Source organism: Streptomyces sp. NPDC050534, assembly GCF_044457745.1.
Taxonomy (GTDB): Bacteria; Actinomycetota; Actinomycetes; order Streptomycetales; family Streptomycetaceae; genus Streptomyces.
In genome coordinates, this window is record NZ_JBITHF010000001.1 from 435,819 (window position 1) to 448,203 (window position 12,385).

13 protein-coding genes are annotated in these 12,385 nt (G+C 71.2%); 11 read left to right on the forward strand and 2 right to left on the reverse strand.

Annotated features, from left to right (window positions below):
* Positions 1–293: 293 nt before the first annotated feature.
* The 10 genes from ACIBN2_RS01970 (at position 294) to ACIBN2_RS02015 (ending at position 8,806) form a co-directional block, all read left to right on the forward strand.
* Complete coding sequence (locus ACIBN2_RS01970) at positions 294–1,952, forward strand: FAD-dependent oxidoreductase (RefSeq protein WP_399132141.1); 1,659 nt, start codon at positions 294–296, stop codon at positions 1,950–1,952.
* Positions 1,953–2,114: 162 nt separating this feature from the next.
* Entirely contained in the window at positions 2,115–2,612 is a 498-nt protein-coding gene (locus tag ACIBN2_RS01975; RefSeq protein WP_399132142.1) for a hypothetical protein, read from the forward strand.
* 113 nt (positions 2,613–2,725) lie between these two features.
* A complete protein-coding gene (locus ACIBN2_RS01980; protein WP_399132143.1) occupies positions 2,726–3,430 on the forward strand; it encodes a class F sortase in 705 nt (234 codons plus the stop codon).
* Positions 3,431–3,554: 124 nt separating this feature from the next.
* A complete protein-coding gene (locus ACIBN2_RS01985; protein ID WP_399132144.1) occupies positions 3,555–4,697 on the forward strand; it encodes a SchA/CurD-like domain-containing protein in 1,143 nt (380 codons plus the stop codon).
* A gap of 68 nt (positions 4,698–4,765) precedes the next feature.
* A complete protein-coding gene (locus ACIBN2_RS01990; RefSeq protein WP_399132145.1) occupies positions 4,766–5,176 on the forward strand; it encodes a cupin domain-containing protein in 411 nt (136 codons plus the stop codon).
* On the forward strand, positions 5,173–6,441 hold the full coding sequence (locus ACIBN2_RS01995; protein ID WP_399132146.1) for a beta-ketoacyl-[acyl-carrier-protein] synthase family protein: 1,269 nt from the start codon (positions 5,173–5,175) through the stop codon (positions 6,439–6,441). The genes ACIBN2_RS01990 and ACIBN2_RS01995 overlap by 4 nt, the downstream gene beginning before the upstream one ends.
* Positions 6,438–7,679: a ketosynthase chain-length factor gene (locus tag ACIBN2_RS02000; RefSeq protein ID WP_399132147.1), complete on the forward strand. Its 1,242-nt coding sequence runs from the start codon at positions 6,438–6,440 to the stop codon at positions 7,677–7,679. Before ACIBN2_RS01995 ends, ACIBN2_RS02000 begins: the two co-directional genes overlap by 4 nt.
* Positions 7,680–7,715: 36 nt before the next feature.
* Positions 7,716–7,970: an acyl carrier protein gene (locus ACIBN2_RS02005; protein ID WP_399132148.1), complete on the forward strand. Its 255-nt coding sequence runs from the start codon at positions 7,716–7,718 to the stop codon at positions 7,968–7,970.
* 2 nt (positions 7,971–7,972) lie between these two features.
* A complete protein-coding gene (locus ACIBN2_RS02010; RefSeq protein ID WP_399132149.1) occupies positions 7,973–8,452 on the forward strand; it encodes an SRPBCC family protein in 480 nt (159 codons plus the stop codon).
* A 21-nt stretch (positions 8,453–8,473) separates the two neighbouring features.
* A complete protein-coding gene (locus tag ACIBN2_RS02015; RefSeq protein ID WP_399132150.1) occupies positions 8,474–8,806 on the forward strand; it encodes a TcmI family type II polyketide cyclase in 333 nt (110 codons plus the stop codon).
* A gap of 76 nt (positions 8,807–8,882) precedes the next feature.
* Here the strand turns inward: ACIBN2_RS02015 and ACIBN2_RS02020 are convergent, their stop codons facing one another.
* Both ACIBN2_RS02020 and ACIBN2_RS02025 read right to left on the reverse strand, forming a co-directional pair.
* The gene (locus ACIBN2_RS02020; RefSeq protein WP_399132151.1) at positions 8,883–9,911 is read right to left on the reverse strand and encodes a methyltransferase; all 1,029 of its coding nucleotides are present in this window, start codon (positions 9,909–9,911) and stop codon (positions 8,883–8,885) included.
* A gap of 50 nt (positions 9,912–9,961) precedes the next feature.
* Positions 9,962–11,020, reverse strand: coding sequence for a nitrous oxide reductase family maturation protein NosD (locus tag ACIBN2_RS02025; protein WP_399132152.1), 1,059 nt, complete (start codon positions 11,018–11,020; stop codon positions 9,962–9,964).
* A gap of 119 nt (positions 11,021–11,139) precedes the next feature.
* Between ACIBN2_RS02025 and ACIBN2_RS02030 the strand changes: the two genes are divergently transcribed.
* Positions 11,140–12,318, forward strand: coding sequence for a cytochrome P450 (locus ACIBN2_RS02030; RefSeq protein WP_399132153.1), 1,179 nt, complete (start codon positions 11,140–11,142; stop codon positions 12,316–12,318).
* Positions 12,319–12,385 lie beyond the last annotated feature (67 nt).

A 12,385-nucleotide genomic window follows, 5' to 3' on the forward strand; every position in this document is an offset into this window, starting at 1 on the left:
CGGCACGCCAGCATCCCGTCACGCCGGTACGCCGGCACGCCAGCATCCCGTCACGCCAGCACGCCATCACGGCAGCACCGTAGAAACCGATCCGGTCGAACGGGCCGTCAGGTCGGAGTGTCGATACTTGCCTTGGCCCTCCGCGCCGTACTCACACACCGTCAGCTACGTACTTCGCGCCGCCCACCGGGTGCCAGCCGGGTGAAGCCTGAGGCATCGTCAGCTTTGTGGGGCATGCATGAGGACCCCGGCCCGCGCCGGGCGGCTGCCATGACGACGTGCTGGAGGCGACAGTGACGAACGAACGAGCCGATCGGGCCGACCACCACACCCTCAGGGTTCCGGTGCTCGTCGTCGGCGGTTCCCTGGTCGGCCTGTCGACCTCGCTGTTCCTGGGCCGGCTCGGGGTGCGCCACCTGCTGGTGGAGCGGCACTCCGGCACCTCCATCCACCCGCGCGGCCGCGGCAACAACGTCCGCACGATGGAGCTCTTCCGGGTGGCCGGCGTCGAGCCGGGCATCCACCGGGCCGCCGCCACCCTGGCCGACAACCACGGCATCCTGCAGACGCCCACCCTGGTCGGCGACGCGGGCGAGTGGCTGTTCAAGGAGATCGACCCCGGCGGCGGGATGGCCCGCTTCAGCCCCAGCGGCTGGTGCCTGTGCAGCCAGAACGACCTGGAGCCCGTCCTGCTCGATCACGCCGGCAGACTCTGCGGCGACCTGCGCTTCTCCACCGAGCTGATGTCCTTCGAGAGCGACGCCACCGGTGTCACCGCCGTGGTCAAGAGCCGCGAGACCGGCGAGCACACCACCGTCCACGCGGACTACCTCGTCGCCGCCGACGGCCCCCGCAGCCCCGTCCGCGAACAGCTCGGCATCGGCCAGAGCGGACCCGGCGACCTGTTCCACAACGTCAGCGTCACCTTCCGCTCCCGCGCCCTCGCCGACGTCGTGGGCGAGCGCCGCTTCATCGTGTGCTACCTCACCAGCCCGGACGCCGACGGCGCCCTGCTGCCGGTGGACAACCGCGAGAACTGGGTCTTCCACGCCCCCTGGCACCCCGAACTCGGCGAAACCCTCGAGGAGTTCACCGACGAGCGGTGCGCCGAGCACATCCGCCGCGCGGTCGGGATGGCCGACCTCGACGTGGAGATCACCGGCCGGGCCCCCTGGCACGCCGCCCAGCGCGTCGCCCGCAGCTACCGCGCCGGCCGGGTCTTCCTGGCCGGCGACTCCGCCCACGAGATGTCGCCCACCGGGGCCTTCGGCTCCAACACCGGCATCCAGGACGCCCACAACCTCGCCTGGAAGCTGGCCGCCGTGCTCGGCGGCTGGGCGGGGGAGGGCCTCCTCGACTCCTACGACGCCGAGCGCCGCCCGGTCGCGGAGGCGACCAGCGCCCGCGCCGCCGTCCGTTCGGCCGAACACAGTCACCCCGGATTCACCCCGCCGCCCGGCGCGGGAGGCGGCCGCCAGCGCGGCATCCTCAACGTCGCGCTCGGCTACCGCTACCCGCAGGGTGCGGTCGTCGGCGCCGACCCCGCGGCAGCGGTCGTACCCGAAAATCTCGACCTGAGCGGCGAGCCCGGCAGCCGGGCGCCCCACTTGTGGGTGCGGCGCGGGGAGGAGAGGGTCTCCACCCTCGACCTGTACGAGCGCACCCCGGTGCTGCTCAGCGACGCCGGTGATCCGAGCGGCTGGCACCGCGCCGCCACCCGGCTGGCCCAGCACCTGCCGGTGCCCCTCACCTCCTACCGCGTGGGCACCGGATCCGGAGCCGACCTGGTCACCGACGGTGACGCGGACTGGGCGCAGTTGCACGGCATCACCCGTGGGGGTGCCGTCCTGGTTCGGCCGGACGGGTTCGTCGCCTGGCGGTCGGCCGGCCCCGTCCCGGACGCCGATTCCGTGCTGCGCGAGGCGCTTACGGAGGCCCTGGCACTGTCTTGATCACCCGATGAGCGGAGTCACGGGTGAAGCCTGGCCGCTTCACCCGCCTGATCGTCCCGACTGGTGCCCCTCACGTGACTGGCTGACGGTGGATCACGTCGGGGCCCGGTCAAGTCAGCTGACCAAGTCCCAGCTGCCGGGCCGTGACGGAAGGACCATCAGATGCGCTCTGCTCGCATGATCCTGGCCACAGCGGCGGCCTCCGCCGCCCTGGCCTTCGGTGCACCCGGCGCGTACGCCGCCGGGGGCAATTGGGATCACGACGACTCTTCGTACAGCGACGGATCCTCGTACGGCAAGGAGCACGACAAGGGCAAGGAAGAACCGCACGGCGGCATGCACACCGGTGGAGGTGCGCTGACCGCGGTGAACGACCACGACGACTGGGGCAGCTCGCGGGACCCGAAGACGGACCCCGACACCTACAAGGACGACGGCGGCGGCAAGAGCGACTGGGGCGGCGGCGATCACGACAGCGGCGGCCGCGACAACGACTCCATGGGCGGCGGCGGGCACGAGAAGCCCAGCGGCGGGATGCACACCGGCGGCGGGGCACTGGCCACTCCGACGGCGACCGCCGGCGGCCTGGCCGTGCTGGCGGTGGCGGCCACCGGCCTGTACGCGATCCGTCGCAAGAAGTCGGTCGGAAGCCCGGCCTGATCCATGCCGGATGCGATAGCGCAGCCGCGGCCGCCACCCGTGCCCCGAGTGGCGGCCCGGCGCGCTGTCCCCGCACCCCGTCCGCCGCTGCCGTGCCAGTGAGGTGGTCTCCGATGGCACAACCCCCTTCCTCCACCGATGACGAGCCGGTGCCCGCCGCGCAGGGAGCCTCCCGCTCCGGGGCGCTGATGATGTGCGCGGCGGCCGGCCTGGTCCTGATCGCCGGCCTCATCAACGGCCACGGCGACTCCGCCGGCTCCAGCCCGGCCGGTGCGCCGCGCCCGGCCGCGGCGGCCCCCCAGTCCGCCGCGACCTCCGCCCCGCGGTCCACCGGCACCGACTCCGGTCAGCCGGTCGGCAAACACATGCCCCGATCGGCTCCCGAGCGCCTGCGCATCCCGAAGATCTGGGTCGACGCCCCCTTCACCGACCTCTACCTGAACTCCAGCGGCCAGCTGGAACCCCCGCCCGCGGCCGACACCAACCTCGTCGGCTGGCACGCCAAGGGCGCCGCGCCCGGCGAGACGGGCACCGCGGTCATCGCCGGGCACGTCGACACCAAGACGTCCGCGGCCGTCTTCGCCAACCTCGGCGAACTCAAGAAGGGCGACGTCTTCTACGTCGACCGGGCCGACGGGAGCACGGCGACCTTCCAGGTCGACGACGCGGAGACCTTCGAGAAGTCCGACTTCCCCAGCGACCGCGTCTACGACGACACCCCGCGCGCCGAGGCACGTCTGATCACCTGTGCGGGCGACTACGACCACTCGGCGCACGACTACACCGACAACCTCGTGGTCTTCGCCCATCTCATCTGAGAGATCACCCGCGTAGTGCATCCGAGTCGCGGGCTCGCGGGCACGGGCACACGATCGAACAACGCTGACGCCGCATCACCGCGGCCGAAGAACCACTTCTGCCCCCGAAGGAGATGTGCGCAGGATGACCACCACGTCGGAACGTGTATCCGGTTCCCCGACCAGCCAGGTCTCGCCCCGAGTCTCGCAGTCCGTGTTCGACGGCTCCAGACTCCGCGTCGTGCTGCTGGTGGACGTCTACGACGGCGCCCAGCAGCAGTTCCTGGAGGCGTACGAGCTCCTGTGCAACCAGGTCGCCTCCGTCCCCGGACACGTCAGCGACCAGTTGTGCCAGTCCATCGAGAACCCCTCGCAGTGGCTCATCACCAGCGAGTGGGAGAGCGCCCCGCCCTTCCTCGCCTGGGTCAACAGCGAGGAGCACGTGCGGATGGTGGAGCCGCTGCACAGCTGCGTCCGCGACACCCGGTCGCTGCGCTTCCACGTCGTGCGCGAGACCGGCGACCCGGCGGTGCTCACCGAGCCGGCCGAGCGCCGGCTGCAGTCGGCGCCCCGGATCGGCGACGGCCTGATCCGGCACGCGCTCACCTTCACCGTCAAGCCGGGCAGCGAGGAGAAGGTCGCGAAGATCCTCTCCGACTACGCCTCGCCCGAGCCGAGGGTCGACGACGCCACCCGGCTGTGCCGCACCTCCCTGTTCATGCACGGCAACCGCGTCGTGCGGGCCATCGAGGTGCGCGGCGACCTGCTCGCCGCGCTGCGCCACGTCGCCCGGCAGCCCGAGGTCCGCGCCGTCGAGGAGGCCGTCAACCCCTACCTGGAGCAGGACCGGGACCTCGACGACCCTGAGTCCGCCCGCGTCTTCTTCACCCGCGCCGCGCTGCCCGCCGTCCACCATGTGACCGCCGAGGGGCAGCAGGGGCAGACGGAACGGTACGCCCTGTCCTACCCGGTCAAGGCCGACCGCGGCATGCGCCTGGCCGAGCTGCTGGCCCGCCAGGACGTGGCGGCGGCGGACGACCCGCTGAGCCCGGTCGTGCGCAGCACGATCTTCCAGCGCGACGACGTCGTCGTACGGCTGATCGACGTGCGCGGCGGCATCGACGGCGCCCACCCCGCCCTGATCCTCGGCCTCGCGGACCCGGCGCAGGTGGCCGAGCTGACGACGCTCTCCGCCGACGCGTCCGCCCCGAGGGACGCCGAGCTCGCCCGCCTGGTCCGGCTCGCCCGCATGGATCTCGTCACCGACCGCCGCTCGCCCGAGGCCTGATGCCCCCTCACCCGGCCCCTGGCGGCCACACCCCCCACCTCGATGCAGGACCTGAACGGAGGAACGCCGTGATCACATCCCGTCCCAGAATCGTGGATCTCAGCGAGGTCGAGCCCAACCGCAGGCGCGGCGGCGATCTGCGCGCCATGCTCACCCCCGCCACCGTCGGCTCCACCAGCGGCTTCATGGGCGTCGCCATCATCGAGGCGGGCGACCGCATCGGTGAGCACTACCACCCCTACTCCGAGGAGTTCGTGTACGTGCTCTGCGGCGAGCTGGAGGTGGACCTGGACGGCGTCCCCCACCCGCTGCGGCCCGAGCAGGGGCTGATGATCCCCGCCCACATGCGCCACCGCTTCCGCAACGTCGGCAACGTGGAGGCCCGCATCGTCTTCCACCTCGGCCCGCTGGCCCCGCGCCCGCAGCTGGGCCATGTCGACACCGAGGAGACCGATACCGTCGCAGAGGTCCGTTCATGACACGACGGGTGGCCGTCACCGGCATAGGCATCGTCGCCCCGGGCGGTATCGGCGTACCGGCGTTCTGGGATCTGCTGGCCGCCGGGCGCACCGCGACGCGGGGCATCACGTTCTTCGACCCGGCGGGTCTGCGCTCGCGGATCGCCGCCGAATGCGACTTCGACCCGGCTGCTTCCGGACTGGACGCGGAGCAGACCGCGCGCTGCGACCGCTACATACAGTTCGCGCTGGCCGCGGGCGCGGAAGCGGTACGGGACGCCGGTCTCGACGTCGAGCGGGAGAACCCCTGGCGGATCGGGGTGTCCCTGGGCACCGCGGTCGGCGGCACCACCCGGCTGGAACACGACTACGTGCTGGTCAGCCACCATGGCCGGCGCTGGGACGTGGACCCCGGCCAGGCCGAGCCGTACCTGCACCGCGCCTTCGCCCCCAGCACGCTGGCGGCGACGGTGGCGGAGCAGTTCGGGGCCCGCGGCCCCGTGCAGACCGTCTCCACCGGCTGCACCTCCGGGCTCGACGCGGTCGGCTACGCCTTCCACACCGTCGAGGAGGGCCGGGCCGACATCTGCATCGCCGGCGCCTCGGACTCCCCGATCTCCCCGATCACCATGGCCTGCTTCGACGCCATCAAGGCCACCTCACCCAACAACGACGACCCGGCCCACGCCTCGCGTCCCTTCGACGCCGACCGGAACGGGTTCGTCATGGGCGAGGGCGGCGCGGTGCTCGTCCTCGAGGAGCTCGAACACGCCCGGGCCCGCGGCGCCCACGTGTACTGCGAGCTGGGCGGCTACGCCACCTTCGGCAACGCCTACCACATGACCGGACTGACCCGTGAGGGCGTGGAGATGGCCAAGGCCATCGAGGCCGCCCTCGACCACGCGCGGCTCGACGGCACGGCCATCGACTACGTCAACGCGCACGGCTCGGGCACCCAGCAGAACGACCGGCACGAGACCGCGGCGGTCAAAAGGGCCCTGGGCCCGCACGCCTACGACACTCCCATGAGTTCCATCAAGTCCATGGTGGGCCACTCCCTCGGCGCGATCGGCGCGATCGAACTCGTCGCCTGCGTCCTGGCGTTGGCTCACCAGACCGTCCCGCCGACCGCCAACTACGAGACCCCCGACCCCGAGTGCGACCTGGACTACGTCCCGCGCACCGCCCGTGCCCGGAAACTGAACAGCGTGCTCTCGGTGGGCAGTGGGTTCGGCGGCTTCCAGTCCGCGGTGGTCCTGACCCGGCCGAGGGAGAAGACACGATGAGCGAACCCTATCCACGGCGCGCGGCCGTCACCGGCATGGGCGTGATCGCCCCCAACGGTGTCGGCACGGAGACGTTCTGGAAGGCCACCAGGGAAGGCATCGCCGTCCTGGACCGGGTCACCCGCGAGGGCTGCGAGGACCTGCCGCTGAAGGTGGCGGGCGAGGTCCGCGACTTCGACCCCTCGGCCGCGGTGGAGGAGCGCTTCCTCGTCCAGACCGACCGGTTCACGCACTTCGCCATGGCCGCCGCCGACCTCGCGCTGGAGGACGCCCGCCTGAGCAGGACCCTCACCGACGACGCCCCGTTCTCCGTGGGCGTGGTCACCGCGGCCGGCTCCGGCGGCGGCGAGTTCGGGCAGCGCGAACTGCAGCAACTGTGGGGCAAGGGCAGCCGGTTCGTCGGCCCGTACCAGTCCATCGCCTGGTTCTACGCCGCCAGCACCGGCCAGATATCCATCCGGCGCGGCTTCAAGGGCCCCTGCTCCGTCGTCGCCAGCGACGAGGCCGGCGGCCTGGACGCCCTCGCCCACGCGGCCAGGGCCGTCAGGCGCGGCACCGACGTGATCGTGGCCGGCTCCACCGAGGCGCCGCTCGCCCCCTACTCCGTGGTCTGCCAGCTCGGCTACGACGAGCTCAGCACCACGGCCGACCCCACCCGCGCCTACCGGCCCTTCACCTCCGCAGCCTGCGGATTCGTGCCCGCCGAGGGCGGCGCCATGCTCGTCGTGGAGGACGAGGACACCGCCCTCGAACGCGGCGCGCGCGTCCAGGCGGTCATCGCCGGACACGCCGCCACCTACACCGGCGCCTCCCGCTGGAAGGAGTCCCGGCACGGCCTTGTCCACGCCGTCCGGAGCGCCCTGGACGAAGCCGGCTGCGCCCCCGAGGAGGTCGACGTGGTCTTCGCCGACGCCCTCGGCGTGCCGGCGGCCGACCGCGCCGAGGCCCTCGCGATCGCCGACGTGCTCGGTACCCGCGTGCCGGTCACGGCACCCAAGACCGGGATCGGCCGCGGCTACGGAGCAGCCCCCGTGCTCGACTCCGTCGCCGCGGTGCTCGCCATGCAGCACGGCGTGATCCCCCCCACCCCCAACGTCTTCGACATCTGCCATGACCTCGACCTCGTCACTGGCAGGGCCCGCACCGCAGAACTACGCACGGCGCTGGTCCTGAGCCGGGGACTCATGGGGTCGAACTCGGCGCTCGTGCTGCGGCACGGCGCCACCGGCGCCCCGTAACAGGGCGCCGCGGAGCAGAAAGAGGAGAACAAGCCCATGAACGATCGCATCACCGTCGAAGAGCTGGCCGAACTCATGAAGAAGTCCGCCGGAGTCACCGTCGCCCCGGAGGAACTTCGCGCCGGCAACCCGGGATTCGACACCCTCGGCGTCGACTCGCTCGGCCTGCTGGGCATCGTCGGCGAACTGGAGAACCGGTACGGCACGCCGATGCCGACGGACGCCGAACGCTCCAAGACACCCCGCCAGTTCCTCGACCTCGTCAACACCGCCCTCATGACAGGAGCGTGAAAATGACCGGACACACCCAGAACGAGATCACCGTCGCGGCCCCCCTGGACCTGGTCTGGGACATGACCAACGACCTGGAGAACTGGCCCCAGTTGTTCAGCGAGTACGCCTCCGTCGAGGTCCTCTCCCGCGAGGGGAACAAGACCACCTTCCGGCTGACCATGCACCCGGACGAGAACGGCACCGTGTGGAGCTGGGTCTCCGAGCGCGAGCCCGACCGCGACACCCTCACCGTCCGGGCCCGCCGGGTCGAGACCGGTCCCTTCGCCCACATGAACATCCACTGGCGCTACGAAGAGGTGGCCGGCGGCACGCGGATGATCTGGACGCAGGACTTCGCGATGAAGCCGGAAGCACCGGTCGACGACGCCTGGATGACCGACAACATCAACCGGAACTCCAAGGTTCAGATGGGCCTGATCCGGGACCGCATCGAGAAGGCCGCCGCCGAGCGCGGCACCACGCCGGGCCTGACCGGCTGAGCCGGACGGAGAACAACTCCCATGCACCAAGCCCTGATCGTCGCCCGCATGGCGCCGGGATCGGCGCCCGACATCGCCAAGGTGTTCGCCGAGTCCGACCGCGGAGAACTGCCCCACCTCGTCGGGGTCGTCCGCCGCAGCCTCTTCCAGTTCGGCGACGTCTACATGCACCTGGTCGAGTCCGAGCACGAGCCCGGCCCCGCCATCGCCAAGGTCACGAACCATCCCGAGTTCCGTGACGTCAGCGAACGGCTGTCCTCCTACGTCAGCGCCTACGACCCCGCGACCTGGCGTTCCCCCAAGGACGCCATGGCGCAGCGCTTCTACCTCTGGGAGCGCGACCCGGCCGGCTGACAAGGCCGGACATCACCGGTGGCCGGACCCGCGACACTGCGGGATCCGGCCACCGGTGCTGCCTGTGCGCAGCCGCTCAGTCGGGCACGTGACAGTCGAACGCGTGCAGATACGGGTTGACCGGCCGCATGTCGTCGATGACCAGACCCGCCTCGGTCAGCCGGTCGACCATGCTCTGCGTGGTGTGCTTAGCCCCGCCGACATTGAGGAGCAGCAGCAGGTCCATCGCGGTGCTGAACCGCATGGAGGGTGAGTCGTCGACGAGGTTCTCGATGACCACGACCCGGGTGCCCGGGCCGCCCGCCTCGCGCACGTTGCGCAGCGTCCGCGCGGTGCTCTCGTCGTCCCACTCCAGGATGTTCTTGATGACGTAGACGTCGGCCTTGACCGGCACGGCCACCCGGACGTCACCGGGCACGATGCGCACCCGGTCCGCCAGGTCGCCGCCCTCCCGCAGCCGCGGCACCGCGTTCTCCACCACCCGCGGCAGATCCTGCAAAGTGCCGTGCATCGAGGGGTACTTGTCCAGCAGGCTCGCCACCACATGACCCTGGCCCCCGCCCAGGTCGGCGACCGACGAACACCCCGACAGATCGAGGAACTCGGCGACATCGCGCGCCGACTGCACACTCGAGGTCGTCATGGCGCGGTTGAAGACGTCCGCCGACTCAGGGGCGTCCTCGTTGAGGTAGGGGAAGAACTCCTTGCCGTACAGGTCCTCCACGACGTTGCGCCCGGTGCGCACCGCCTCGTCCAGCCTCGGCCAGGCGTCCCAGGTCCACGGCTCGGTGCACCACAGCGAGATGGCCCGCAGGCTGTTCGGGTCGTCCTCGCGCAGCAGCCGGGAGACGTCACTGTGCGCGAAGGTGCCGTCCGGCAGCTCGGTGAAGACGTCGTGGCAGGCCAGGGTGCGCAACAGCCGCCGTAGCGGCCGGGGTTCGGCCTTCACCGCGGCGGCGAGGTCCTCCACGGTCATGGGGCTGTCGCCGAGGGCGTCGGGGACGCCCAGCCGGGCGGCCGCGCGGACGGCGGCGGCACATGCCGCCGCGAACGCGAGCTCCCTCAGCCGCATGGCCGGCGCGGGCGCGGTCTGTGCGGTCGTCATCTGCCGCTTCCTTCCATCTCCAGGGTTCACAACGGGCTATGACGTGCGAGTCAGCACAGACCCGCGGGCTTGGACGCACGGCAGGAGTTGCCCTGGAAGGTGTTGTCCTTGCCCAGGTCCGTGTTGACCAGGTCCGCCGGGGAGTTGTCCTTGAGCACGTTGCCGGTGATGCGGTTGCGGTCGCTGGTGACGCCCACGAAGCTCTTGAACAGGACGATGCCGCCGGACAGCGACGACTTGCCGGCGTTCTCCTTGACGATGTTGCCCGACACCAGGGTGTCGTCGGCGCCGGTCACCACGATGCCGGAGCCCTGCAGCGCGTCCAGCCGGTCCGTCTTCGGGCACGACTTGTTGTTGCGTACGACGTAGTTGTCGCGCACGGCCAGGTCGCCGGCCTTCGGCTTGTTCTCGTCACCGACCACGAAGACGCCGGCGCAGTTGCCGGTGAGGTGGTTGCGCATCACCACGAGGTTGCGCAGCCGGCGCACGGTGACGCCGATGCGATTGCCCTCCAGGCGGTTGCGGTCGATCACCGTGCCGCCGGTGTCCGAGGCGCCCGCCTCCTCCTTGATCGTGTTGGCCAGGAAAATGCCCGCGTCGCCGTTGTCCTGGGCGGTGTTGTCCCGGAACACCCCGTGCACCGAGCGCTCCTGGGCGATGCCCCACACCCCGTTCTTCACCGAGGTCACGTCCTGGACGGTCAGCCCGTCGGTCGCCATGGAGAACACGCCGCTGCGGGCGAAGCCGGTGACGGTCAGATTGGCGACGGTCACGCCCTGGAGGTCGCGGGACTTCGTCCCGACGACGCAGATGCCGTTGCCGCCCTCGGAGCAGCTCTCGGCGGCCTTCTTCGTGCTCGGCTCGATCACCGTGCTGCGCCCCATGCCGCGCAGGGTCAGCCCCGGCGTGGTGACCTTGACGCTCTCGTGGAAGGTGCCGGGCGCCAGCAGAACGGTGTCCCCGCTCCCGGCGGCGTCCACCGCCTTCTGGATCGACTGGCCCGGCCAGACCACGTGGACCTCATGGTGGGAGGCCGGCGGAGCGGCGCCAAGTCCCGTCCCGACGACCACGGCAGTGCACATCAGGTACGCGATGCGGTATTTCTTCATATTCCGCACGTTATGACCCGATGGGCCGTTTACCGGGAGGATGGGCCATCCGGTGGCGTGTCACACGTCCGCTGTAGTGTTCGGACGATGGCTGACTCCGTACTCCACCAGGGCTCACGATGAGCGTCGTCGCGTCGTCCTTCCCGCTCGGAGCCGCGACCACGCTCGCCGAACTCACCCGCGATCCGCATGCGCGCCTCGCTCTGCTCCGCGCCCATGAGCCGGTGTCCTGGCTGCCCGCGCTGGGCGCCTGGCTGGTGACCCGGCGCGACCTGGCGCTGGACGTGATGCGGGACGCCGCCACCTTCACCGTCGACGACCCCCGCTTCTCCACCGCACAGGTCGTCGGGCCCAGCATGCTGTCCCTGGACGGCGACCAACACGCCCACCACCGCGAGCCCTTCAACCCTCCCTTCCGCCCCCGCCGGGTCCACGACAACTTCGCCGCGTCCATCGAGCAGGAGACCGGCCGGCTCATCGACCAACTGCAGCCGGCCGGTGCCGCCGAGCTGCGACGCGCCTTCGCCGGACCACTCGCGGTCGCCGTCGTCACCGACGCGCTCGGGCTGGTCGGCATCGGCGCGGACACGGTCCTTTCCTGGTACGACGCCATCGTGCGGTCCGTCTCGGACATCACCGCAGGGCGCGACGCGGGGCCCGCCGGTCCCGCCGCGTACGCGCAACTGCGGTCCGCCGTGGAACGCACCGTCGCCGACCGGCACAGCTCCTCGCTCCTGGTCGCCGCCGCGGAACGCCTGAACCTGCCCGAAGTGGCCTCCAACGCCGCGGTCATGATGTTCGGAGGCATCGAGACCACCGAGGCGATGATCACCAACGCGCTGCTGCAACTGCTCCGCCGCCCTGACCAACTAGCCCTCGTACAGGCCGACTTCGACCTCCTGGACGACGCGATCGAGGAATCCCTGCGCCTGGAACCCGGAGCAGTGGTGGTCGACCGCTACGCCACCCGCGACATCGAACTGGGCCCGGCCGCGATCCGTGTGGGCGACCCGGTCACGGTCTCCCTGGCCGGCGCCAACCGCGACCCGGCCGTCTTCCCCGAGCCCGACCGCTTCGACGTCCGCCGCGCCAACGCCCGCCTCCAACTGGCCTTCGCCCACGGCCCGCACCACTGCGTCGCCGCGCACCTGGCCCGCCTGGAGACCCGCATCGCACTGGAGCACCTGCTGCGGCGCCTGCCCGGCCTGCGCCTCGACCCGGACCACCCCGCTGCCCCGGAGGGCCTGGTCTTCCGCAAACCGCCCACGCTGCACGTGCTGTGGGACCGGCCGGTCTGAGGTACGGCGCGCGCCGACGGCGCATGATCCATGCCGCGAATCCGTTGGCGTGGATCACTCCCTGGGT

What these genes read in the sequence shown, in the direction of transcription:
- ACIBN2_RS01975 (WP_399132142.1), top strand. Translation starts at nt 2,115, where the DNA reads ATGCGCTCTGCTCGCATGATCCTGGCCACAGCGGCGGCCTCCGCCGCC.
- ACIBN2_RS01980 (WP_399132143.1), top strand. Translation starts at nt 2,726, where the DNA reads ATGGCACAACCCCCTTCCTCCACCGATGACGAGCCGGTGCCCGCCGCG.
- ACIBN2_RS01985 (WP_399132144.1), top strand. Translation starts at nt 3,555, where the DNA reads ATGACCACCACGTCGGAACGTGTATCCGGTTCCCCGACCAGCCAGGTC.
- ACIBN2_RS01995 (WP_399132146.1), top strand. Translation starts at nt 5,173, where the DNA reads ATGACACGACGGGTGGCCGTCACCGGCATAGGCATCGTCGCCCCGGGC.
- ACIBN2_RS02000 (WP_399132147.1), top strand. Translation starts at nt 6,438, where the DNA reads ATGAGCGAACCCTATCCACGGCGCGCGGCCGTCACCGGCATGGGCGTG.
- ACIBN2_RS02005 (WP_399132148.1), top strand. Translation starts at nt 7,716, where the DNA reads ATGAACGATCGCATCACCGTCGAAGAGCTGGCCGAACTCATGAAGAAG.
- ACIBN2_RS02010 (WP_399132149.1), top strand. Translation starts at nt 7,973, where the DNA reads ATGACCGGACACACCCAGAACGAGATCACCGTCGCGGCCCCCCTGGAC.
- ACIBN2_RS02015 (WP_399132150.1), top strand. Translation starts at nt 8,474, where the DNA reads ATGCACCAAGCCCTGATCGTCGCCCGCATGGCGCCGGGATCGGCGCCC.
- ACIBN2_RS02020 (WP_399132151.1), bottom strand. Translation starts at nt 9,911, where the DNA reads ATGACGACCGCACAGACCGCGCCCGCGCCGGCCATGCGGCTGAGGGAG.
- ACIBN2_RS02025 (WP_399132152.1), bottom strand. Translation starts at nt 11,020, where the DNA reads ATGAAGAAATACCGCATCGCGTACCTGATGTGCACTGCCGTGGTCGTC.
- ACIBN2_RS02030 (WP_399132153.1), top strand. Translation starts at nt 11,140, where the DNA reads ATGAGCGTCGTCGCGTCGTCCTTCCCGCTCGGAGCCGCGACCACGCTC.